20 protein-coding genes and 1 pseudogene are annotated in these 21,420 nt (G+C 71.3%); 4 read left to right on the forward strand and 17 right to left on the reverse strand.

The genetic code is table 11. The features are described 5' to 3' along the window. Window positions 1-114: 114 nt before the first annotated feature. From RBH18_RS27795 to mshA, 5 genes are read right to left on the reverse strand one after another with little or no spacing between them, the layout of a single operon-like run. The gene (locus tag RBH18_RS27795; protein ID WP_306212944.1) at window positions 115-1,359 is read right to left on the reverse strand and encodes an MFS transporter; all 1,245 of its coding nucleotides are present in this window, start codon (window positions 1,357-1,359) and stop codon (window positions 115-117) included. Further along, complete coding sequence (locus RBH18_RS27800) at window positions 1,319-2,140, reverse strand: GNAT family N-acetyltransferase (protein WP_306212946.1); 822 nt, start codon at window positions 2,138-2,140, stop codon at window positions 1,319-1,321. Before RBH18_RS27800 ends, RBH18_RS27795 begins: the two co-directional genes overlap by 41 nt. A 4-nt stretch (window positions 2,141-2,144) precedes the next feature. Continuing rightward, window positions 2,145-3,071 (reverse strand): RNA polymerase sigma factor, encoded by a 927-nt coding sequence (locus RBH18_RS27805; RefSeq protein WP_306212948.1) that lies wholly within the window; start codon window positions 3,069-3,071, stop codon window positions 2,145-2,147. A gap of 1 nt (window position 3,072) precedes the next feature. After that, a complete protein-coding gene (locus RBH18_RS27810) occupies window positions 3,073-3,579 on the reverse strand; it encodes a type III secretion system chaperone family protein (RefSeq protein ID WP_306212950.1) in 507 nt (168 codons plus the stop codon). Continuing rightward, a complete protein-coding gene (gene mshA, locus RBH18_RS27815; protein ID WP_456237638.1) occupies window positions 3,573-4,865 on the reverse strand; it encodes a D-inositol-3-phosphate glycosyltransferase in 1,293 nt (430 codons plus the stop codon). The genes RBH18_RS27810 and mshA overlap by 7 nt, the downstream gene beginning before the upstream one ends. A 132-nt stretch (window positions 4,866-4,997) precedes the next feature. Here mshA and RBH18_RS27820 point away from each other — a divergent pair. After that, window positions 4,998-5,747 (forward strand): annotated as a pseudogene (locus RBH18_RS27820) (SDR family NAD(P)-dependent oxidoreductase); the annotation flags it as partial. 65 nt (window positions 5,748-5,812) lie between these two features. Further along, window positions 5,813-6,568, forward strand: a complete 756-nt coding sequence (locus RBH18_RS27825; RefSeq protein WP_306212952.1) for a class I SAM-dependent methyltransferase — start codon at window positions 5,813-5,815, stop codon at window positions 6,566-6,568. Between the two features lie 18 nt (window positions 6,569-6,586). Here the strand turns inward: RBH18_RS27825 and RBH18_RS27830 are convergent, their stop codons facing one another. The 4 genes from RBH18_RS27830 to RBH18_RS27845 all read right to left on the reverse strand — a co-directional run bounded on the left by RBH18_RS27830 (window position 6,587) and on the right by RBH18_RS27845 (window position 12,054). Then, on the reverse strand, window positions 6,587-8,101 hold the full coding sequence (locus RBH18_RS27830) for an FG-GAP repeat protein (RefSeq protein WP_306212954.1): 1,515 nt from the start codon (window positions 8,099-8,101) through the stop codon (window positions 6,587-6,589). Window positions 8,102-8,210: 109 nt separating this feature from the next. Next, window positions 8,211-9,845, reverse strand: coding sequence for a CBM96 family carbohydrate-binding protein (locus tag RBH18_RS27835; protein WP_306212956.1), 1,635 nt, complete (start codon window positions 9,843-9,845; stop codon window positions 8,211-8,213). A 150-nt stretch (window positions 9,846-9,995) separates the two neighbouring features. Beyond that, window positions 9,996-10,385, reverse strand: a complete 390-nt coding sequence (locus RBH18_RS27840) for a response regulator (protein WP_306212957.1) — start codon at window positions 10,383-10,385, stop codon at window positions 9,996-9,998. 76 nt (window positions 10,386-10,461) lie between these two features. After that, a complete protein-coding gene (locus RBH18_RS27845) occupies window positions 10,462-12,054 on the reverse strand; it encodes a S8 family serine peptidase (protein WP_306212959.1) in 1,593 nt (530 codons plus the stop codon). Window positions 12,055-12,290: 236 nt separating this feature from the next. Between RBH18_RS27845 and RBH18_RS27850 the strand changes: the two genes are divergently transcribed. Next, entirely contained in the window at window positions 12,291-12,515 is a 225-nt protein-coding gene (locus RBH18_RS27850; RefSeq protein WP_306212961.1) for a DUF7455 domain-containing protein, read from the forward strand. Between the two features lie 55 nt (window positions 12,516-12,570). Then, the gene (locus RBH18_RS27855) at window positions 12,571-14,355 is read left to right on the forward strand and encodes a sensor histidine kinase (RefSeq protein WP_306212963.1); all 1,785 of its coding nucleotides are present in this window, start codon (window positions 12,571-12,573) and stop codon (window positions 14,353-14,355) included. Between the two features lie 17 nt (window positions 14,356-14,372). On the opposite strand, the gene RBH18_RS27860 is transcribed toward RBH18_RS27855, so the two are convergent. The 8 genes from RBH18_RS27860 to flgN all read right to left on the reverse strand — a co-directional run bounded on the left by RBH18_RS27860 (window position 14,373) and on the right by flgN (window position 21,399). Beyond that, entirely contained in the window at window positions 14,373-15,200 is an 828-nt protein-coding gene (locus tag RBH18_RS27860; RefSeq protein WP_306212966.1) for an SRPBCC family protein, read from the reverse strand. Window positions 15,201-15,281: 81 nt separating this feature from the next. Continuing rightward, complete coding sequence (locus RBH18_RS27865) at window positions 15,282-16,028, reverse strand: hydrolase (protein ID WP_306212967.1); 747 nt, start codon at window positions 16,026-16,028, stop codon at window positions 15,282-15,284. Window positions 16,029-16,127: 99 nt separating this feature from the next. Beyond that, window positions 16,128-17,678: a methyl-accepting chemotaxis protein gene (locus RBH18_RS27870; protein WP_306212969.1), complete on the reverse strand. Its 1,551-nt coding sequence runs from the start codon at window positions 17,676-17,678 to the stop codon at window positions 16,128-16,130. 129 nt (window positions 17,679-17,807) lie between these two features. Further along, window positions 17,808-18,044: a carbon storage regulator CsrA gene (csrA, locus tag RBH18_RS27875; protein WP_306212971.1), complete on the reverse strand. Its 237-nt coding sequence runs from the start codon at window positions 18,042-18,044 to the stop codon at window positions 17,808-17,810. Between the two features lie 49 nt (window positions 18,045-18,093). Continuing rightward, window positions 18,094-18,492 (reverse strand): flagellar assembly protein FliW, encoded by a 399-nt coding sequence (gene fliW, locus RBH18_RS27880; RefSeq protein WP_306212973.1) that lies wholly within the window; start codon window positions 18,490-18,492, stop codon window positions 18,094-18,096. Window positions 18,493-18,533: 41 nt separating this feature from the next. Then, window positions 18,534-19,421 (reverse strand): flagellin N-terminal helical domain-containing protein, encoded by an 888-nt coding sequence (locus RBH18_RS27885; RefSeq protein ID WP_306212974.1) that lies wholly within the window; start codon window positions 19,419-19,421, stop codon window positions 18,534-18,536. A gap of 11 nt (window positions 19,422-19,432) precedes the next feature. Further along, window positions 19,433-20,914 carry a flagellar hook-associated protein FlgK gene (gene flgK / locus RBH18_RS27890; protein ID WP_306212977.1) on the reverse strand — a complete coding sequence of 494 codons (1,482 nt, stop codon included), beginning with the start codon at window positions 20,912-20,914 and terminating at the stop codon, window positions 19,433-19,435. Continuing rightward, complete coding sequence (gene flgN / locus RBH18_RS27895) at window positions 20,914-21,399, reverse strand: flagellar export chaperone FlgN (RefSeq protein WP_306212978.1); 486 nt, start codon at window positions 21,397-21,399, stop codon at window positions 20,914-20,916. Before flgN ends, flgK begins: the two co-directional genes overlap by 1 nt. Window positions 21,400-21,420: the final 21 nt, after the last annotated feature.

The following is a 21,420-nucleotide window of genomic DNA, read 5'->3' on the forward strand; positions in this document are numbered from 1 at the left end:
GACGCTCAGCGAGAAGACGGCGACCTTCCTCGAGAAGGCCGGCGCCACGATCACGTCCCTCCCGCGCTCGATCCAGCGCCCACGGATCACGCCTCTTGCGGGGCCGATCCGCCGTCAGACGCCGGTGCCGACGTCGACGAGGCGCACGCGCCTTTCGCGCGCCGGGCCCGCCACCAGATGCAGCGCGGCGCCCGCCAGGCCGACTCCCGCCACGATCAGCCAGTGCCCCGCGCCGAAGGCCTGCAGCCCCGCCCCGCCCAGCGCCGGCGCCAGGAAGGACGCCGCCGGGAAGGTCAGGAAGAAGACCGCCTGATAGCGCCCGCGCAGCTCGGCCGGCGCCAGCTCCGAGTTGATCTCGGCGTTGGGCGGGGCGGCGAGCATTGAGCCCACAGTCCAGACCGCCGCCGCCACGAGATAGAGGACGGCGCCGTCGGCCCAGGCGACCAGCGCGAAGCCGGCCGCCATGACGGCGAGGGCCGCGGCGAGCACCCGGTCCTTGCGCCGGCCGTCGATCACCCGGGGCACGAAGAGCTGCCCGACCGCGATCAGCGTGCCGCTCAGCGCGGTGACCAGCCCGTACACGGAGGGGTCGAGGCCGTCCCCCGCCATCGCCAGCGGGATGATCGTGTTGGTCTGGCTGTAGAGCAGCGCCTGCAGCAGGGTCAGGCCGACGAAGACCAGGAAGATCCGGTCGGTGAGCGGCACCCGCAGACCCTGCCGCATCGCCGTCTGCCTCGGGCGCCGGGTCTCCCGCACCTTCCACAGCAGCAGCAGGGCGGTCACCAGCGTCGAGCCGGCGTCCAGCAGGAACATGCCGGAATAGCTCCAGCTCGCCAGCAGCCCGGCCAGCAGCGACGCCCCGGCCAGACCCAGATTGAACGCCCAGAACTGCAGGTTGAACGCGCGCGACCGGAGCTCGGGCGGCACCACGTCGATGATCGCCGCCACGAACGCGGGCTGCGGCACGGCGTGGGCGACGCCGAGCAGCAGGGTCAGGCCGGCGATGACCGGCAGGCTGGTGACCAGCGCCAGGGCCACCAGCAGCGCCGCCGCGCCGAAGTGTGCGGCGAGCAGCGTCGGGCGGCGGCCCCACCGGTCGGTGAGGACGCCGCCCAGCAGCGTGCCGCCGACGCCCCCGATGCCGTACGCGCCGGCGATCAACCCGGCCAGCGCGGGACTCGCCCCGCGCTGCGCCGTGAGGTAGAGGGACAGGAACAGAACCGCGAACCCGCCCAGCCGGTTGATCAGCAGCCCGGTCCACAGGTACCAGTACGTGGCGGGTAGGGCCGCCTGCCTATTGGTAACTATCCTTACAGTACTACCGCTCCCAGATCCAGTTGTCGCGGTGATAGAGGTCACGCAGGCCCAGGCGCAGCATGTTGTCCGTCGACGGGTTCTTCGTGCCGTCCGCCGGCAGCCCGGTCTCGCTGATGATCCACTCACAGCCGAGCTCGGCCGCCTTGGCCGCCCGCGCGGCGATCAGGGCCGACTGGGCGCCGCGGCCCCGGAAGTCCGGATGGGTGGCACCGGTGTTGAGCGAAGCCACGCCGTCGCGGACGAACAAGTTCGCCGCTCCGACGAGACGGGCGCCGGCCCAGGCGCCGAAGGGATGGAACTCAGGGCTGCCGAACGACGCGGTCAGCATCTCCGTCAGCGGACCCAGCGGCATCCCGAAGCACGTCAGGACCAGCTCCGCCCAGGCGACGGCCTGCCCGGCGGGCACCGGGCCGACGCGCAGATCGGTCGGAGCGGTGCCCACCTCCGCCGGACGCGCGGCGTGCTTCACCACGCTGTTGCCCTGCCGCAGGCCGTACCGCCGGGTGATCTCGTCCCAGTTCGCCGGCCGCAGCGACGGCGCTATCTGGATCGCCGCCCGGTCGTTGCCGTGCTCGCGGTAGAACTCGACCACCGCGCCGACGAGCTCGTCGGTGACCGGCTCGGTCACGCCGAAGCCGAGCGCCTTGCTCCAGTAGCCGGTGGGGTCGTGCCGCATGGCCAGGGCGACGCCGCCGCCGATGCGCCGGACGGTGATGCCCAGGTCGGCCGCGGCGCCCGCGGGGGTGCCGGACTCGTAGGCCGCCATGAACCCGGCCTCGCTGCTCTCGCCGAGGCCGGTGAGGTGATCGACAGAAATGGTCATACGGTCACGATGCGAGGACACCGGCGAAAGTTCGCTCGCGCTGATGAAAGATTCGCAGCCGGCTCAGCCGGCCCCCGGAGACGGCATGCATCCAGACGATGGTGGGCGGGCAGTGCTCCGGATCCTCCGGCGGATTGACCGCCTCGGCCTCCCACACCAGCACGCCAGGCGCCGCCACGACACCGGTCACGAACTGCCGGACGCCCTCCGACAGGTCCCGATCCATGACTTCCACCAGGGACTCGACGCCGCGGCGGCGCTTGCCGGTGGGCCAGAAGCTCTCCACGGCCGGCGCGTAGAACTCGCGGAACGCCCGCTCGCCGCGCCCGGCCCGGACCTCCGCGAAGAACTGCTCAGCCTCGGCGCGCCGGGCGGCGCGTTGCCCGGCATGGTCGTCGTGGGCGGCCTCGGCGGTGGCGGCCAGGGCCTCGGTCAGCTTGGCGCGGGCCTGGTGCAGCCGGCTGCGGACGGTGCCGACGGGCAGGCCGCAGATCGCCGCGATCTCGTCGTAGCGGGTGACGCCGGTGAAGTGACGCAACAGCACGACCTCGCGCAGGGCCGGGCTCAACTGTCCGACGGCCTGCCACACCCAGTCGCCGAGCGCCAGCCTGTCCAGCTCCTCCTCCGGGCCGGGCCGGGTGTCGGGCAGCGGAGGGAGCTCGGCCGGCACCGGCACCGGGCGGCGCAGCTGGGCGCGGCAGACGTTGCGGGTCACCGCCTTGAGCCAGGGGCCGGCCGCGGCTTGATCGCGCAGGTCACCGATGCGGCGAACCGCGATCAGGGCGGCCTCCTGCACCGCGTCCTCGGCGTCGGCGGGACGGCCCAGCAGGCTCAGCGCGACGGCGTACATGGCCGGGCGGTGCCGGGCGAGCAGGACGCCCAGCGAGGTGACATCGCCGGCCTGGGCATCGCGCACGAGCCCCGCGTCCATGTCACTCCGCCTTGTCGCCGCCGGACCGGTCCGCGAAATGGGCGAAGGCCTGCAGATTGGCCAGGGACTCGCCGCGCTTGACGCGCCACTCCCACTCGCGCCGGATCGCCGACCCGAAGCCGATCTCCAGCAGCTGGTCGAAGGACTCGTCGGCATAGGTGAGCACCGAGCCGAGCAGCCTGTCCAGCTCGTCCTCGTCGAGCCCGGCGAGGCGGACCCGGCCCGTGAGATAGATGTCGCCGGCCGTGTCGATCGAGAAGGCGACGCCGTACATCCGGGCATTGCGCCGCAGCAGCCAGGCCCACACCTCCTCGCGGCGCTCGTCGGGATGCCGCATGACGAAGGCCTCGACGCGCAGGGCGTGCTCGCCGACGATCAGGTTGCAGGCGGTCTTGAGCTTGTGCGTGCCCGGCAGCGTGACCACCCACGACGAGTCGCCGGTCGCCTCGCACGGCAGCTCGCGCTCCGCGCACACCCGCTCGATCAGGGACCCGATCTCCGTCACCATGAGTACGATCCTGCCAGCCGCGAGGCGATGAGAGCCCGGTGCTCGGCGACCGCCTCGGTGTAGACCTCGAGCAGGCTGTCGGCCGTCCGGTCCCAGGAGAAGCCGGCGGCGTGCCGGACAGCACCCCGCGCCAGCCGCAGCCGGCGACCCGGATCGTCCAGCAGCCCCCGCAGCGTCCGCGCCCACCGCGCCGGGTCGTGCCCGTCGACCAGCAGGCCGCTCACCCCGTCGGTGACCGCCGTCACCAGCCCGCCGACCGCCGCCGCGACGACCGGGGTGCCGCAGGCCTGTGCCTCGACCGCGACCAGGCCGAACGACTCGTTGTGCGAGGGCACCGCGACCAGGTCCGCGGCCCGGTAGAGGGCCGGCAGCGCCGCACCGGTCTGCGGGGCGAGGAAACGCACCTTGTCCGAGACGCCGAGCGAGGCGGCCAGCTCGATCAGCGCCGTGGGCCGGTCGAGCCCGCTGCCGCTGGGGCCACCGCAGATGACGACGGTGACCTCCGCGTCGCGCAGCGGCTCGGCGGCCAGCGCGCGGATCAGCACGTCCGGACCTTTGAGCGGCTGGATGCGCCCCACGAAGGCCACGATCTGCCCGTCCTCGGGCAGGCCGAGGCGACGCCTGTCCCGCCGCTTGTCCTCGCGCGGCCGGAACCGGCCCAGATCCACGCCGGGCTGGACCACGGACAGGCGGGTCGGGTCGGCGTCGTAGCAGGTGACGAGGTCCTGCGCCTCGAAGCGGGTGTTCGCGACGAGCCGGTCCGACTCGGCGATCACCTGCTCCTCGCCGATGACCCGGGCCTTCGGCTCGGGCCGGTCGCCGGCGGCGATGAACCTGTTCTTCACCTTGGCCAGGGTGTGCGCGGTGTGCACGTGCGGCACGCCCCAGCGCTCCCGGGCCAGCCAGCCGACCTGCCCGGACATCCAGTAGTGCGAGTGGATCACGTCGTACCAGCCCGGCGGGTGGACGGCCTCCGCGCGCAGCACGCCGTTGGTGAAGGCGCACAGCTGCGACGGCAGCTCCTCCTTCGACAGCCCCTCGAACGGCCCCGCGGTGACATGCCGCACAGTGACCCCGGGCGCCATCTCGACGCACGGCGGCAGCTCGCTCGACGTCGCCCGGGTGAAGATCTCGACCTCGACCCCGCGCTCGGCGAGCCGCTTGGAGACCTCGACGATGTAGACGTTCATGCCCCCGGCGTCGCCCGTGCCCGGCTGCTCCAGCGGGGAGGTGTGCACCGAGAGGGTGGCGAGACGCCGCGGAGTGGGCCAGCGGAGCTCTGCCACCTGATGATCCCTTCGCTGCGGGCAAACGTGACGTGCAACTTTTACGCCGTCGTTCATCTTCCCCACCGAACGGCTCCGAATCCCAATCCGGAGCCGCCGGGGTGACTCACGTCATGAGGCAGGATCGGGGGCATGGTGCAGAAGAAGATCGCCGTGGTCACGGGCGCGTCCAGTGGGATCGGGGCGGCCACCGCGCGCCGCCTGGTCACCGAGGGTTTTCATGTGGTGGCGGCGGCTCGGCGTACGGACCGGCTCGAAGCCTTTGTCAAGGAAGTGGGCGCGGACAATGCCACCGCGGTCGGATGTGATGTGACGTCCGACTCGTCGGTGGCCGCCCTCGCGCAGTCGGTGGGCGGCCCGGTGACGCTGCTCGTCAACAACGCGGGCGGGGCGCGCGGCATGGACCCGGTCGCCACCGGATCCGTCGCCGACTGGCAGTGGATGTACGACGTCAATGTCCTCGGCACCCTGCGTGTCACCCAGGCCCTGCTCCCCGCCCTGGAGGCGAGTGGCGCCGGCACGGTGGTCACGGTCGGGTCGACGGCAGCGTTCACGGCGTACGAGGGCGGCGGGGGCTACGTCGCCGCCAAGCACGGTCAGACCGCGCTGGTCGGCACGCTGCGGCTGGAGCTCGCGGGCAAGCCGGTCCGGGTGATCGAGATCGATCCCGGCATGGTGCACACCGAGGAGTTCTCCCTCAACCGCTTCGGCGACCAGGCCAAGGCCGACGCCGTCTACGCGGGGGTGACCGAGCCCCTCGTCGCCGACGACATCGCGGACTGCATCGCGTGGGTGGCCACCCGCCCGCAGCACGTCAACGTCGACCGGCTGGTGGTCCGCCCGATCGCGCAGGCCGCGCAGCACAAGGTGGTCCGCGAGCCGTTCCTGCCGCCGCTGCCGGCGGATCAGCAGCCGATCTTTCGCGGGCCGGGCGCTGCCGGCAAGCCGTGAAGCCGATCGGCGCCGTCACCCGGGGGACCACCAATCCCAACCGGCTGCGCCGAGTCGACAACTACATAGCGTTCCGCTGCGGTGACCTGCTGCGGTCGTCGGACCGGCCGCTGGTGGTGGACCTGGGCTACGGCGCGACGCCGATCACGGCGATCGAGCTGCGGTCCCGGCTCGCGGCCGCGGTCCGGTCCGACATCGCGGTGGCCGGCCTGGAGATCGATCCCGTACGGGTGGCAGCCGCGCAGCCCCACGCGGACCCGCCGCTCCTGGAGTTCCGCCGGGGCGGCTTCGAGCTCGCCGGCCTGGCCCCGGACGTGGTGCGCGCGTTCAACGTCCTCCGCCAGTACGACGAGAGCGCGGTCGCCGACGCCTGGCGGACGATGACGGCGACCGGTGCCCTGCTGGTCGAGGGCACCTGCGACGAGCTGGGGCGAATCGCCACGTGGGCGGTCGTGACGCCGGCCGGCCCGGAATCGCTGACATTGTCGGCTCGCCTTGCGGCGCTGGACCACCCGTCCACCTTCGCGGAGCGGCTGCCGAAGGCGCTGATCCACCACAACGTGCCTGGTCACCGCGTCTTCGAGCTGGTGGGCACGCTGGGCGCGGCCTGGGATGCGAGCGCGACGCCCTTCGGCGTCCGGCAGCGCTGGCTCGCGACCGTCGACCGTTTCCGGACGGCGTGGCCCGTGCTGGACGGGCCGGCCCGCTGGCGTCGCGGGGAGCTGACGGTGCCCTGGTCCTCAGTGGAATGAGGACCAGGGCACCGCGGGTCAGGACAGGCCGGCCCCGAAGTTGGCCTCCGCCGCCGCGCCTGCCGGGAAGTTCGCGCCCGAGAAGAAATAGCCCGCGGGCCGCGCCTGCCCGGCCGGCGCCCCGGGGAGCAGGGTGACCGCACCCTCCCTGCTGTACGTGACCTTCTCGTCGTTGGCGCTCACGGACAGCGTGTCGCCGCCGTAAGCGTTGGCGACCCGGCCGAGCGACCAGCCGAAGGCGTCCAGATCCTCGTTGTCACCCGGCACACCCGCCGAATTCTGATCGATGTAGACGGAGCCGGCGGGGGTGGGCCCGGCCGTGGTGCTGAAGAGAACGTTGATCGCGCCGTTGCCATCCACGGTGCCGGCCCACTCGCCCGGGGCGCCGACCGCCAGGTCGAGCCTGCCGTCCCGGTTGAGATCCGCCAGCCCGAGCGAGCCGCCGAACTGATCGCCGGCCTCCGCGTCGCCCGGAATCTGCGCGTCGTCCTGGTTGTAGGCGGAGCCGGCCACCAGACCCGACGCCGCGCCCCGGAAGATCTGCAGCATCCCGGCAGAGTCCTTCGTGCCGATCGACTCCGACGGGACACCGACGAACAACTCCTCCCTGCCGTCACCGGTGGTGTCGCCCGCCGTGAGGCTGACGCCGAACCTGTCGAGGTACTCCGCCCCGCCCGGCACACCGGCCGAATCCTGGTCCCACCACGTCGAGCCGGCGGTGCCGAGACCGGCGGCAGTGCCGGGAAAGACGATGAGGCCGCCCGCGCCGTACAGCGTGCCGAGCGCCTCGCCGGGTGCGCCGACGGCCAGGTCGTCCCGGCCGTCGCCGTTGAAGTCTCCCGCAGCCAGTGCCGTGCCGAAGCCGTCGTCCGCCTCCGCGGCACCGGGCACGCTCGCGCTGTCCTGGTCGATCCACTGAGCCCCGGCGTTGGTGATGCCGGTCGCCGAGCCGTAGAGCACGCCGAAGGCGCCGGCGTTGGCGTCGGTCCAGGGCGCACCGGCCGCGATGTCGTCGAAGCCGTCGCCGTCGAAGTCGCCCGTGGTGATGTCGGAGCTGAAGCCCGACCCGTACTCCCCCTCGGGCTGGATCGCCGTGCGGTCGAAGCCGGCCGACCGGTCCACCGTCAGGCCGGCCGCGCTGCCGTAAAGCACCAGCATGTCGCTGCCCGAGGCCGCGCTGACCGCCAGGTCGGCATAGCAGTCACCGTCGAAATAGCCGGACGCCAGCGACTCGCCGAGCCGCTCGCTGCCCGTGAACCTGAAGCGCGGCAGCCCCGCCGTGCTGCCGCGGAAGGACGCGTTGGCCTGAGCACCCTTGCCGACACCGGCCGCCGACCCGTAGGCGACGTGGACCACGCCCTGCCAGTTGACGTCATAGACCGGATCATGGGCGCGCGGGGCGCCGATGGCGACGTCACCGTAGCCGTCGCCGTTGAAGTCGCTCGGCACGCGGGCACAGGCCGCGGCGGCCGGTGAGCTGAAGGGCACGATGAGAAAGGGCGCGGCCAGCACCGCGACCACGAATCGACGCATGGAAAGGTCTCCCCGTTGATGGTCGGCGGATCATAACCGACCGCCGGCCATCAACGGGCAAAGTTGTCCACAGCTTCGGTTCCTCCACAGGCAACCCCCGTGGGCGCTCTTACTTGAGCGTCACGTTGAAGATCGGGTCCGCGGCGACCTTCTGGAAGGCGGCCAGGCTCGCCGGGCTCGAGTTGACCGAGATGTCGCGGTCGCCCTCGTCGTCGCTGGCGGTGTCGAAGTAGACGATGGCCTTGACCTTCGGGTGGGCCTTGAGCTCGGGGAGCACCGAGTCGAAGGCGACCGACTTGTCCGTGACGACGGCGCGGCGGTGGTACATGCCCCACTCCGCCACCATGATCGGCTTGGCCGGGTGGGTGGTGGTGGCCCAGTCGTACCAGCCGAGGCCGCCGCCGGTGGGCTGCCGGTCGAGGATGTCGCCCATGTCGCCGTAGTGGTAGTAGCCCTTCTCGACGCTCACGTAGGAGTCGAGGCCGATCCAGTCGACGACGTCGTCGCCCGGGTAGAGGTCCTTCCACCAGGACTGGGCCATCCACTTCTCGTTGCCCATGTACGCGATGACGTTCACCGCGTTCGTGACGCCGTTGGCGCGCAGGCGGGTGATCACGTGGCGGTACATGGCCGCGTAGTCCTTGGCCGTCATGCCGGAGCCCGCCGTCGCGTTGACGTCGTTCTCGGGCTCGTGGTGCAGGGCGAGGAAGAACTTCTGCGTGCCGTAGTTCTTCTTCACGTACGCGGACCAGGTGTCGATGCGCTTGTCCTGCGCGCCGGCGGCGACCTTCGCCCACGTCGAGTTGTACGCGATCTTCCAGTTGAGCAGCAGCACCCGCGGCTTGGCCGGGTCCTGGGTCATGGCGATCTCGGCCTTGGTCGGGAACTGCTCGTCGCCCTTGTGGTAGGTGTGGTAAATCGTCGCCGTCCGGCCGGTGAGCGCCTCCCAGTCCTTCAACGCCTGGTCACGCGGGGTGTCGGTGAAGCCGCCCGCCGCCGCGCCCCACAGCACGCCACAGGTCGGCACCAGCAGCGCGCCCGTCGTGCACGCGGCCGGCGCGGTGGTGGTGGGTGCGGGCGAGGGAACAGTCGTGGTCGGCGCGGTGGTCGGAGCCTTGGTGGGCGCGGTGGTCGGAGCCTTGGTGGGCGCGGTGGTCGGGACGGTGCGGCGGACGGTCAGGCGCAGCTCGGGTCCGCCGGACGCCGCGTCCCCGTACTCCACCGCCCGCAGCCGGGTCACGGCCGTCGTGGACGCCGACTTGAGCGCGAACGCGTACGTCCCGGCCTTGGTGACCACCTTGGACAGGTCGAACGTCAGCGTGGTGTCCGCGGCCTTCGGCTTGATCGAGGCGACCGCCTTGCCGAGCGCCGGCGCGTTCGCGGCCGTGATCGTCTTCTCGGTCCAGGTGCTCGCCACGGCGTAGAGGGTCAGCGTCGACTCCGCCGGCTTGCTGTCCAGCGGCAGGCGCAGCTCGGCCCCCGTGACCGTGGCGCCGGAGGCGAGCTTCGGCGCGAACTTCAGATAGGACAGCCGGGTCTCCCCCGCCTCCCGGCCGACGACGAGCTTGTCGGCCGTGCCGAAGTTGACGCTCTTGCGCGTGCTCGACGTGTACGCGTCGTCGGTGCTCACGACGCTCACGGTCGCGGACGTGGCCGCCGCGTTGGCCGTACCGGTGAGGGTGATCCCCGCGCCGGCCGCGACGACGCCCGTCAGCGCGACTCCGATCTTCCGCTTGCCCGTCACCCGGTTCCCCTTGCATGTCAGTGGCTTGCTGTCTGACATTCAGGTTCTTGAGCGGCGGGTGCGGCTTGCGGGCACGTTGAGGTGCACTTGAGGTGCTGAACACGGAAACGCCGCCGGACCGGGGTCCGACGGCGTCCAGGGGACGGCAGGCTATTCGGAGAGCACCAGCCGCAGGGCGTCCAGCAGCAGGTCGGAGGTGAACGGCTTCTTCACCAGCAGGGCGTCCTCGGAGATCAGGCCCTTGGTCACCGCGATGTCCTTGGGCAGCCCCGAGATGTAGATGATGCCGAGGTCGGGGCGCAGGTCCGCGGCCCCGCGGGCGAGGTCGCCCCCGGAGACGCCGGGCAGTCCGAGATCCGTGACGAGCACGTCGATCGGGCCGGCGTGGTCGCGGCACAGCCCGACGGCCTCCTCGGCGTCGCCGGCCACCAGGGTCGAGAAGCCCCGGCGTTCCAGCATCCGCCGCATGATGTCCCGCAGGTCCTCCTCGTCGTCGACGACGAGGACCGTCGGGCGCTCCTCCCGCACTGCCTCCGGCATGAGTGCCTCCCCGCGGTATGACGTTTCGCGACTCACGCTAACGGCGCTTCCCGCCGCGCGAGGCGGTTCGCGGGGATCAGAGGGTGAGCTTCCACTTGTCCAGGGTGCCGGTGGTGGTGCCGTAGGTGTCCTTGACCGTCAGCGTCCACTTTCCGTTGCGGGACACACCGGACAGGTCGATCGGCAGCGTCTGCGTGAAGTCTGCTGCCTTGTCCGACTTCGAGGCCTTCTTGAGGACGTGCGCCTTGCCGGCCGGGTCGGTCAGCGTGACGACCAGCGACCCCCGGTAGCCGTGCTTGACGGTGATCGAGACGGAGGACTTGGCGGACGCCGTGCCGGTGCACCCGGTCACCTTCTTGGCGCTGGTGGCCGTGCCCTTCTTGGCGATTTTCTTGTCGGTGCCCACGGTGAACGGCCCGCAGTGGGTGGCCGTGCCGGCCGACTCGGTGTTGAGGAAGCCGGTCCAGAGCAGCTTGTTCACGGACCCGCTGCCCGGGCTCTTGACCTTGCTCGGGGTGGCGTTGGTGAGCAGCGCCGAGGTGATCTGGGCCGGCGTCCAGCCGGGGTGCGCCGCGGCGACCAGGGCGGCCGCGCCGGCGACGTGCGGGGTCGCCATGGAGGTGCCGCTCATGACGGCCGTGGCCGTGTCGGACTTGTAGCCGGCCGAGGTGATCTTCACGCCGGGCGCGAAGAGGTCCAGGCACTTGCCGTAGTTGGAGAAGGACGCGCGGGTGTCGGCGCTGTCGGTCGCCCCGACGGTGATCGCGTCGGCCGCGGAGGCCGGCGAGTAGCCGCACGCGTTCTTGTTGTCGTTGCCCGCGGCGACCGCGTACGTGACGCCGGCCGCGATGGACTTGGCGACGGCGGCGTTCAGAGCCGTGCTCGCGGTGCCGCCGACGCTCATGTTGGCCACGGCGGGCAGCATGGCGTTCTGGGTCACCCAGTCGATCCCCGCGATGATCGCCGAGTACGAGCCGACGCCCTCGCAGTCCAGCACCCGTACGGCGACGAGCTTGACGTCCTTGGCGACGCCGTAGGTCTTGCCGCCGATCGTGCCGGCGACGTGCGTACCGTGGCCGTTGCAGTCCTGCGCCACGTTGTCGTTGTCGATGAAGTCCTTGCCGTTCGAGGCGCGGCCGCCGAACTCGCTGTGCGAGATCCGGATGCCGGTGTCCAGCACGTACGCCGTGACGTCCGACGCCGAGCGGTAGGTGTAGGTCTTCGACAGCGGCAGCGTCTTCTGGTCGATCCGGTCGAGGCCCCACGCCGGGTTCTCCTGGGTCGACAGGTCCGCCAGCGAGACGGCCGCGTCCTGCTCGACATAGGCGACCTCGGGGCTGGCGGCCAGCCGGCGCGCCTCGAGGGCGGTCATGTCGGCCTGGAAGCCGCGGACCGTGGCCGACCAGCTCCGCTCGACGTCGCCGCCGTAGCGGTCGGTCAGCTGCTCCGCCGCCGCCGGGACCTCGGCGGCCGTCGCCGACTTCAGCACGACGATGTAGCTGTCGGTGATGGCTCCCGCGCTCGCCGCCCGGACGGTGCCGAGAGGCAGCGCACCGGGGGTGCCGGCGAAGGCCGTGCCGGAGACTCCGGTCACCGCCGCCACCGTGGCGATCCCGGCGGTCAGCGCGAGGCGCGCAGCGCGGCGCCGGCCGTCGTTGTGGGTCGTCATCTGAAAGGGTTCCTCCTCGTCGGTGCCACCGGCGACGGACATCACCCGGGGGGCCAGGCATGTCGGTGGCTTCGAGGGGAAACAATGGGGTCGGCACAGAGCCACACCGGGACCGCAACGGTTGCGCCTGGGTTGCAGGGCCCCCGATCGGGGGCACGATGCCTAAGTCGCCTCCTGGCGGGGCCGAACTACCCTCCGTCAGGAACGCCGCACCGCCACGGAGCAAGGAGAGCGCCATGACCAGCCTGCTGTCGCCCGAGATCGTCACCGCGGACTCGCTGACCGAGCGCTGCGACAGCTGCGGTGCGGCCGCCAAGCTGGAGCTCACCCTCGCCAGCGGGGGCAGCCTGGCGTTCTGCGGGCACCACGCCAACAAGCACGCAGCACCTCTCGCCTCGGTGGCCACGAAGGTCACGGTGGAAGAGGGCTTCGAGTGGGCGGGCCAATCCCACCCGGCGTAGGCCCTTCGCCCCTTATGCTCGATATCTCCGATTTCGAGCACAACAGGGGACCTGGGTGCAGATCGCGGCACGTGAGGCGGGCAGACTCTCGCGGATCCTCGCGGCCTGCGCCGGCGTCACCGTCGTCACGCTGGGCCTGATCGCCCCCTCGGACTTCCGCAGCCCGGCTGCCGCACTCGCGGCTGCCGGGCTCGCTCTGTTGCTGGTGGTGCCGCCGGGCGCCGGGCGGGTGCGGCGCGGCATCGCGTACGCGCTGGCGGCCGGCACCGTCGTCCTGGGTGCGCTGACCCTGCCGGACCACCCGGCGACCGGCGTGGCGATCATGCTCTCCGGCCTGGCACTGGCCGGGCTCGACGTGCGCGTGCACCGCCCCGGCGACCGCGTGCGCTACCGCGTGGCCGATCCGCTGCTGGCCGGCACGGCGATCATCACCCTGGTGGCGCTGGTACCCCGGATGTTCGCGCCGACGTTTCCCGAGGGCCGCGGCCCGGGCAGCGTCATGCCGCCCTTCTTCGCGTGCGCGCTGCTGATCCTCGCCGTCGGCATGCTGCTGGCCCGGCCCGAGGCGGGACCGCTGCGCACCGACGCGCGCCCCACGCCGGGCGTCAAGGTGCGCCGGGCCCTGCCGGTGGTGGTCGCGCTGCCGGTGATGGCCGCGCTGGTCAGCGCGCTTGCCGTGCGTACGGGGATCAGCCGTCCCGCCGCGGCGATCAGCACCGGCGTCGTCCTCACCGCGCTCGCCCTGCTCGGCCTGATCGGCTTCCTGGTCCGTTCGCTCGACGGGGCCGACCAGGAGCAACGGGAGCTGTTGACCGAGCTGCGGGACCGCCGGGACTTCGCCGACACGCTGCTGCAGTCGATGCACGAGGCCGTCCTGGTGCTCGACGCGAACCACCGCGTGATCGACGCGAACCGGCGGTGGCGCGAACTGGCCGGCGACCTGCCGCCCGGCGACGCCCCGGCCCTGCCGCCGCCGGGCACCGGGGATTGGACGGTACGCCGCGCCGACGGGACCGACGTGCCGGTGCTCGCCACGATGGCCGCCATCCCCGACGCCGCCGGCCGGCCGCGCGGCTACGTGGCGACCTACGTCGACATCACCGAGCGCAAACGCACCGAGGACGAGCTGAGCGCCCGGGCGGCCGAGCTGGTGGCCGGCAACGCGGCGCTGCGCGAGGCCAACGCCCGGCTCGAGGCGGCGCTGGCGTTCAAGAACGACCTCACCTCGATGCTGACCCACGACGTCGCCCAGCCGATCAGCTCCATCGCCAGCCTGGCCGAGCTGCTGCACGCCGACTGGGCGGACCTGCCCGACGACATCCGGCTGGAACTGGCCACGAAGATCGACAAGAACACCCGCCGGCTCATCAAGATGATGAACGACCTGCAGCTGCTGTTCCGGCTGGACACGGGCGCGGTCACGGCCCGGCGGGCCCCGGTGCCGCTGCTCGAGGTCGCGCAGGCCGCGGCGGGCGACCTCAACCCGAGTGCCGACGTCGAGTTCCGGATCGGCGAGGAGACGTCGGCACTGGCCGACCGGCAACACGTCTGGCACGTCGTGCGCAATCTGGTGGCCAACGCGCTGGCGTACGGCGAGAGCCCGATCGTGGTGCACGCCGAGCGCCACGGCGACGCGGTCACCCTGACGGTCGAGGACAGCGGGCCCGGCATTCCGGAGGAACTCGTGCCGAGCCTCTTCGACCGGTTCATGCGGGGCGCCGGCCTCGGGCTGTTCATCGTCCGTCACCTGGTGGAAGCGAACGGGGGCTCGGTCCGCTACGAGCGGTCCGAGCCCCACGGCGCCCGGCTGGTCACCACCTGGGAATCCGCGTCCCTGTGAGCAACCAGCCGGGTTGATCAGGCGCTGCCGCGCTCGTGCTCGTTGATGATGCCGTCGCCCCGGGTGTCGCGGGTGCTGGTCACGCGGCCGCCCATCGGCGCGGAGGCGGTGGCCTGGCGCGTGCCCGGCGTGCCGACGATGTGCCGCCCCGGCGCGAGGACGTCGTCGAGGTCGTGCACGCTCGTGATGCCGGGCGCGGAGGTGATGTCGACGTTGGTGCCGGCGTTGGGCGTACCCAGGGTGGCGGTGTCGGCGTTGGGGCGCAGCTTGCCGAGGCCGTCCGGGTTGGCGTTGCTGAACTCGCCCGCGCTCGTGCCCCAGCCGGCGCCGGGCTGCGGGCGGCCGCTGCGGGCGCGCGTGGCGACCGAGGCCGGGGAGGCGAAGCCGCCGCCGAGCCGCTTGGAGCTGGCGCCGCCGAGGGTGTCGCCGAGCTTGCCGGTCTCGATCAGGCCCTTGAAGGTGTTGAGGTCGGCGCGCAGGCGCTTGCTCAGCGTCTCCTGGCCGTGCCGGTCACTGGGGAGCAGGAACGCGACGTCGGCCTCCAGCTGGGCGACGATCTGGGTACGCGTCTCGCCCATCGGCCGCAGCGTGATGGTCTCGGCGAGCAGCGGGCCCTCCGTCGTCGACCACGCCACCCGCTCGTCGAGCGAGCGCTCGGTGATCCGCGCGTCGAACTCGCGGCGGCGCCCCTCGACGTCCATGACCCAGTGGGTCTGGTCGTTGCCGATCGGGCGGACCTCCTGAACCCCCGTCATGAAGCGCGGGTAGTTCTCGAACTTCGCGAGCTGCTCGTACACGGTGTGCAGCGGTGCGCTGATCTCGACGGCCTGCTGAACCATACTCATCGCATCTCTCCCATGCTGAAGTGCTGGCATGACCGAGAGTACGTATGCGACTACTATCCGCGTTTGGCTTTCCCGCGTTTCTCAGAGACGACGCAGGTACTGCCAGTGGCCGACCTCGGCGGCGTACCGGGCGTCGCTGGCGGCCAGCAGCGGCACGCCGGCCTCGCGCAGCAGCGCCACCACCCGCGGCGACGGGCTCCGCCACGCCTCGCTGACCTCCACGGCCGTGCCGGTGGCCCGGCAGGCGGCGGCGAGCTCCCCGATCAGGTCCGCGCCGATCGCCGCGTCGTCGATGCCGATCTGGGCCAGCAGGCTCAGCGGCCGGGCCAGCTGCACGGGAGCGTAGCGAGAGGCACGTTCGATGCCCTTCACGGTCGTGGCGACCACGATCTCGGCGACCTGGTCCGGGGTGAGGCGGCCGGCGGCGAGCAGGGCCCGCACCTCGCGCGGGGCGGCCGGCCCGTCGGCCAGCGGCAGCCGGGAGACGGCCACCGAGACCACCTCGAGGGTGCCCAGGTCGGCGGGCCACGCCAGCCAGCCGTCCGCCTGGCTCACCTCGACCTCGGCGCCGACGCGCAGGGTCAGCTCGGTCCGGCGGCTGGCGCGGCGCACCGAGTCGGCGTACGCGGGCAGCCAGGTCGTGTCGGGCCCCACCTGGTCGGCGAAGGTCAGCGCGGTCAGGCCGGCGCGGTCGGCGGCCGAGACCACCATGCCGACGCTGTCGCGACCGGCGGCGAAGCCGGTGTGCACGTGCGCGTCGGACCGCAGATCCAGGGCGGCAGCCGCAAGGGTGATGCCGTCCATGACCGTCTCGCGCTCTGCACCCACGATGTCTCCCCGACGTTGCGACGGACGAGCTCCTCTCGTCCTGGGGATACAGTGCGGCCCCGGCGTTGTGGACCGGGGCCGGGCGAGGTGCAGTCCGGTTTAAAGCCGGAAGGCGCCCACCAGGCTGCGCAGCTCCTCCGCGGTGCGGGCGACCTCGTCGCTGGCCTGGCGGGTCTGCGCGACGCCCTGGACCGAGGTGGCACTGGCGACCGAGACCTCCGAGATGTTCGCCGCGATCCGGCTGCTGCCCGCCGCCACCTCGCCGATGCTGCGCGACATCTCGCCGGTCGTCGCCGTCTGCTCCTCCACGGCGCTGGCGATCGTCGTCTGGAAGTCGTTGATCTGCGCGATGACGTCGCTGATCCGGTTGATCACCTCGACCGCGCCCTGCGTGTCGGCCTGGATCGCGGTGACCCGGGTCCCGATGTCCTCGGTGGCCCGGGCGGTCTCCTGCGCGAGATCCTTGACCTCGGAGGCCACGACCGCGAAGCCCTTGCCGGCGTCCCCGGCCCGGGCCGCCTCGATGGTGGCGTTGAGGGCGAGCAGGTTCGTCTGCTCGGCGATCGAGGTGATCAGCTTGATCACGTTGCCGATCTCGGCCGACGACTCGCCCAGCTGCCGGATCGTCTCGGTGGCGCGGGCCGCCTCGGACACCGCGGAGGCGGCGATCTGGGCGGCCTCGTTGGTGTTGCGCGAGATCTCCCGGATGCTCAGGCCCATCTCCTCCGAGCCGGCCGCGACCGTCTGCACGTTGCGCGAGATCTCGTCCGCCTCGGTCGACGCCGAGGTCGTCCGCAGGTCCGTCTCGCCGGCCGCGTTGGCGATCTGGCCGGCCACGGCGGAGAGCTGGGTGGCGGCGCTGGCGAGCGTGTCCGAGTTCTGGCCTATCCGGGTCATGGACTGGCGGATCGAGTCGAGGGCGGTGTCCATGCCGGCCGCCATCCGGCCCACCTCGTCACGGCCGGTGACGCCCGTACGCCGGGTCAGGTCCCCCTGGGCGAGCGCGGCGACCACCTCGGCCAGCCGCTGCACGGGCCGGGTGATCGACCGGGTCAGCGGCACCGCGAGTCCCACCAGCAGCACCAGACACACCAGCACGGTGATCACGGTCGTCCAGTGCGCCGTGTTCACCACCGAGTCCATGTCCGCGCGCTCCTGGTCGGCGGCGGCGACGACCTTCTCGTTCAGGGCGCCGAGCTTGTCGTCCACGGCGCTGTTGCGCTCGGCGATCTGATCGGTGTCCGCGACCGTGCCGGCGACCGCCTGGGTGACGTACTGGCTGATGAACGTGCTGAAGTCGGTGACGTCCGTCTTGACGCCGTCGAACTCAGCCGCCAGGTCGGCGGGCAGGTCCACCGCGTCGACCGAGGCCATCGCCTCCTCGGCCGAGGTCACGTCGTCCGAGACGTCCTGGGAGACGTCCTGCCCGAGCGCGGCCCGGTAGGCGTCCACCTTGAGCTCGCTCTCGCGCGTGTCGAGATGGTTGAGCGCGGCGAGTCCCGCCTCGAGGTTGCGCAACCGGTCGGCCTGGTCGGAGAGCTGCCCCTGCGACACCCACGCCATGGTGGCCAGCACGATCAGCCCGAGGGTCCCCGTCAGCACGACGAGACCCAGCCGCTTCGCGACTCCCAGTTGTATCAATCGTGACATGACTTCATTTTTACGGCTTTCGCCGCAACTGTCCTGCACTTCGCCAGCACCGGGCGGAAATGCCTTGGCGCGGCACACTGGACCCGTCAGCGCGACGGGCCGGCCCCCCGCAGGGGACCGGCCCGGTCATCACATCTTCTTGTCTTCCAACATCTCGGTCAGTGCCCGGACCGCCGCGTCGTCGGGCGAGGCGGCCTCGCGGTTGACGTCGCGGAGCTCCCGGTAGACCTCCTCGCGGTGCACCTGCACGTCGCGGGGCGCCTGGATGCCCAGGCGGATCACGTCGCCGCGAGCCTCCAGCACGGTGATGACCACGTCGTCACCGATCATCACGCTCTCGCCGGCCCTCCTGGTCAGCACGAGCATTCAGTCGCCCCTTCCATCCGTGGACAGGACACCGCGCGCGCTCCGGCCGTCAGAAGGCCTTGCGCATGATGGCCCGGACCGGCATGTTGCTGCCGGTGAGCACGACCTGCATGGCACGGTGCGTGTCGCGGTCGACGATGATCGGCGCGAGCAGGTTGGCGGTGGTCTCGTCCACGCCGGCGGTGATGACGACCATGACCAGCAGGCGATCGGGATCATGGGTGTTCAGCGCGGCGAACACCTCGTTCTCGATCTCCGGGGCGTAGTCCGGGAAGAACGGCTCCGGCGGCGCGACGAGGAACCGCAGCGAGGGGTCCTCGATGGACGTGAACGCGTAGAGCAGACCCTCGTCGTTCAGGCGGACCAGGACGAACTCCCGGTGTGCCGGGAAGCCGGGCATCGGCACGGCCATGTGGATGGTCGGCAGGTCCAGCTCGGTGTCGGTCATGGAGGCCCCAATCGGTCGGGACTCGGTGCGAATACTCATGGTCACCTCAGAAAGTCGATGAGCGAGGGCTGAATCACCTTTGCCGAAGCGGCCAGAGCCGCTTGGTACGAGGTCTGCTGAAGCTGCATTTCCATGATCGTCTTCGGCAGGTCGACGTCCTCGACCTCGGAGAGCTGAGACGTCACGTCCAGCAGCCGATCCTCCGCAGATGCCTTCATCTGCGTAATCCGATTGTATCGGGCGCCAACGTCCGAAAGAGAGTTTTTCACGTTATTGGCGGCGGCATCGAGCCGTTCCAGGCCCTTGCCGACCGCGGTCATGTCGTTGTTCTTCAACGCCGCGGAAATGTCGTCCAGGACCTTGAAGACCGAGGCGTCCCCCTCGCCGAACGCGGCGACCCCGTCCATGTCGACGCGCACCTGCGAGTTCGGGCCGACCGTGCGCTGGACGGCGTCCCGGTTGCCGATGAACTCGCCGTTCTCGCCGAACGCCTTGCTGCCCGTGGTCGTGCCGCCGAACACCGGCCGGTCCAGGTAGGTCGTGTTGGCGTACCCGAGGATGGTGGTCTTGATCTGGTCCAGCTCCGCGCTGATGGCGGCCTGCGACTCGCCGCTGCCGGCGCCGGCGTTGAGCCCCTGCACGGTGAGCGAGCGGGCCTTCTGCAGGATCGTCGACGTGCTGTTGAGCGTGCCGTCGAGCGTGCTCAGCCAGCCCAGCCCGTCGCCGGAGCTGCGCAGGTACTGCGAGTTGGCGCGCGACTCGCCGCGCAGCTGCATCGACTGCAGCGTGCCGTTCGGGGAGTCCGACGGGCGGTTGAGCTGCTTGCCGCTGGACAGCTGCTCCTGGATCTTCTCGCCCTTCTGGATGTTGCGCTGAAGGTTGGCGAGGACCCTGGTGGAGATGCTGCTGTCGGTGACTCTGTTGACCATTGTCCTGTTCCTTACCTTCCGACCAGGCCGGTGCGGTTGATGAGCTGATCGAGCATCGAGTCGATCGTGGTGAGCACGCGCGAGGCGGCCTCGTAACCGCGCTGGTACGTGAGCAGGTTGGTCATCTCCTCGTCGAGGTTGACCCCGGACTCCGCCTCGCGGGCCGCGTCCACCTGCTCGGTGACGTTCTGCTGGATCTCGCTGCGCCGCGTCGAGGTCTGCGCGTTGACCCCGAGATCGGCGATCATGTCCTGGTAGTTCCGGTCCGGGCTGCCGGCCTTCGTCGCGGTCGCGGACAACGCCGTCGCCACCGAGCCGTCGTTGGTGCCGACCGGGTTGCCCGAGGAGTCCAGCTTCGGCGTCCCGTCGGGGTTCGACTCGTTCTTGCCCGACACCGCGATGTCGGCCGGGTCGGTGATGGCGACCTTCATGTTCTTGGCGTAGCGGCCGGTGCTGAAGTCGCCGCCGTAGAAGTCCTGGCCGGGCGACCCGTCCGTCTTGAACGAGCTGGTCATCGCCGAGTTCACCGTGGTGACCAGGGCCTTGGCGACGTTGTCCAGCTTCTGCGCCATGCCGGGCAGCAGGTTGGTCATGGTGTCGACCATCGAGCCCATGGTCCCGCCGGCCGTCACCACGTCGCCGGTGTCGGCCCACGTCAGCCCGGCCGGCCTGGTCCCGGCCGGCATGGTGCCCTCGTTGAGCCCGAGCTGGGCCTCCATCGTGGCGACACCGGCGTTGGCCGACATCGTGCGGGTCGTGGTGTAGTTGACCAGCAGCGAGTTGCCGACGAACACGTCCATCGAGCCGTTCTCGCGCAGCTGCGCCGTGGCGCCGGTGAGCTCGGAGAGCTTCATGACGGCCAGGTCGCGCCGGTCCTCCAGCTCGTTGACGGTGACCCCGGTGGCCTTCGCCTTGACGATCGAGTCGTTGAGCTGCGCGATGGTGCCGGCCGTGGTGTTGACCTCGTCGGCGTACTTGCCGAGCTGCTGGTAGTTCGACGACCACTGGCCCTCGATGGCGGCGTACGCGCTGTTGATGCCGTCGGACACCACGCGGCTCTGCTGCAGCAGCGCCGAGCGGGCCGCGGTGCTGCTCGGCTCGTCGCCGACGTCGCCCCACGCCGCCCACTGGTCGTGCAGCTGGGCCTGCAGCGCGGTGTCGCCCGGCTCGGCGAAGGTGTCCTCCAGCGAGCCGTACGCGGCCGCCTGGTTGGTCAGGTACGCGTTGTTGCCGTGCTCGGTGCGCCCGCGGTTCTCCAGGTACTGGTCGCGCAGCCGCTGGACGTCGGTGACCTCGACACCCGTGCCGAGGCCGTCGGTCGTGGCCCAGCGCACCGGGACCACCGAGCCGACCGCGGCCTGCATGTTGACCCGCTGCCGGGTGTAGCCCTCGGTACCCGCGTTCGCGATGTTCTGCCCCGCGACGTCCAGGCCGCGGCGCTGCGCGTACAGGGAGGTCAGAGCGGTGTTGATACTGCCGAAGCTGCTGGCCATCAGATCGCCTCATCCACCAGGCTCGGGCGGCGTACCCCGCCGCTGACTGTCTTGCCCGCCGCGGAATACGTTTCCACGGTTCCCGCGAACGCGAGCATGGTTTCGCGAGCCGCGCGCTGACCGGCGGTGAGCAGCTCCCGGTTCGCGTCGGCCATCGTGCTGATCTCGCTCGTGAGCGTGAGGAAGGCCTTACGGTGCTGGTGCAGCAGGTCGGACCAGGGCGCCGGCGCCGCGTCCGCGAGCTGGCCCAGGGAGGCCTCCGCGGGCAGACCCAGTTCCAGGGCGACGGCCTGGGCGTACGCCGCCCGCGCCACCTCCGTCTGCCGGATCTGATCGAGCACGACCTCGACCTCGCGCGTCGCGTGGGCGAGCCAGCGGGAACGATTCGCCGCGAGGAGCAGCTGCTCCTCCTCGAGCTTGAACAGCAGGAGCTCCAGCAGCTCGCGCGCTCGCCACAGGACGCTGGACAGGTCGGTCAGGCTCACCCGGTCCTCCGCCTTCCTCTT

Origin of the sequence: Actinoplanes oryzae (assembly GCF_030757795.1) — a bacterium.
GTDB lineage: Bacteria > Actinomycetota > Actinomycetes > Mycobacteriales > Micromonosporaceae > Actinoplanes.

Excerpts from the sequence above, each read along its gene's own strand:
- RBH18_RS27800 (WP_306212946.1), bottom strand. The coding sequence starts at position 2,140 with ATGACCATTTCTGTCGATCACCTCACCGGCCTCGGCGAGAGCAGCGAG.
- RBH18_RS27805 (WP_306212948.1), bottom strand. The coding sequence starts at position 3,071 with ATGGACGCGGGGCTCGTGCGCGATGCCCAGGCCGGCGATGTCACCTCG.
- RBH18_RS27810 (WP_306212950.1), bottom strand. The coding sequence starts at position 3,579 with ATGGTGACGGAGATCGGGTCCCTGATCGAGCGGGTGTGCGCGGAGCGC.
- RBH18_RS27830 (WP_306212954.1), bottom strand. The coding sequence starts at position 8,101 with ATGCGTCGATTCGTGGTCGCGGTGCTGGCCGCGCCCTTTCTCATCGTG.
- RBH18_RS27840 (WP_306212957.1), bottom strand. The coding sequence starts at position 10,385 with ATGCCGGAGGCAGTGCGGGAGGAGCGCCCGACGGTCCTCGTCGTCGAC.
- RBH18_RS27845 (WP_306212959.1), bottom strand. The coding sequence starts at position 12,054 with ATGACGACCCACAACGACGGCCGGCGCCGCGCTGCGCGCCTCGCGCTG.
- RBH18_RS27850 (WP_306212961.1), top strand. The coding sequence starts at position 12,291 with ATGACCAGCCTGCTGTCGCCCGAGATCGTCACCGCGGACTCGCTGACC.
- RBH18_RS27860 (WP_306212966.1), bottom strand. The coding sequence starts at position 15,200 with ATGAGTATGGTTCAGCAGGCCGTCGAGATCAGCGCACCGCTGCACACC.
- RBH18_RS27870 (WP_306212969.1), bottom strand. The coding sequence starts at position 17,678 with ATGTCACGATTGATACAACTGGGAGTCGCGAAGCGGCTGGGTCTCGTC.
- csrA (WP_306212971.1), bottom strand. The coding sequence starts at position 18,044 with ATGCTCGTGCTGACCAGGAGGGCCGGCGAGAGCGTGATGATCGGTGAC.
- fliW (WP_306212973.1), bottom strand. The coding sequence starts at position 18,492 with ATGACCGACACCGAGCTGGACCTGCCGACCATCCACATGGCCGTGCCG.
- RBH18_RS27885 (WP_306212974.1), bottom strand. The coding sequence starts at position 19,421 with ATGGTCAACAGAGTCACCGACAGCAGCATCTCCACCAGGGTCCTCGCC.
- flgK (WP_306212977.1), bottom strand. The coding sequence starts at position 20,914 with ATGGCCAGCAGCTTCGGCAGTATCAACACCGCTCTGACCTCCCTGTAC.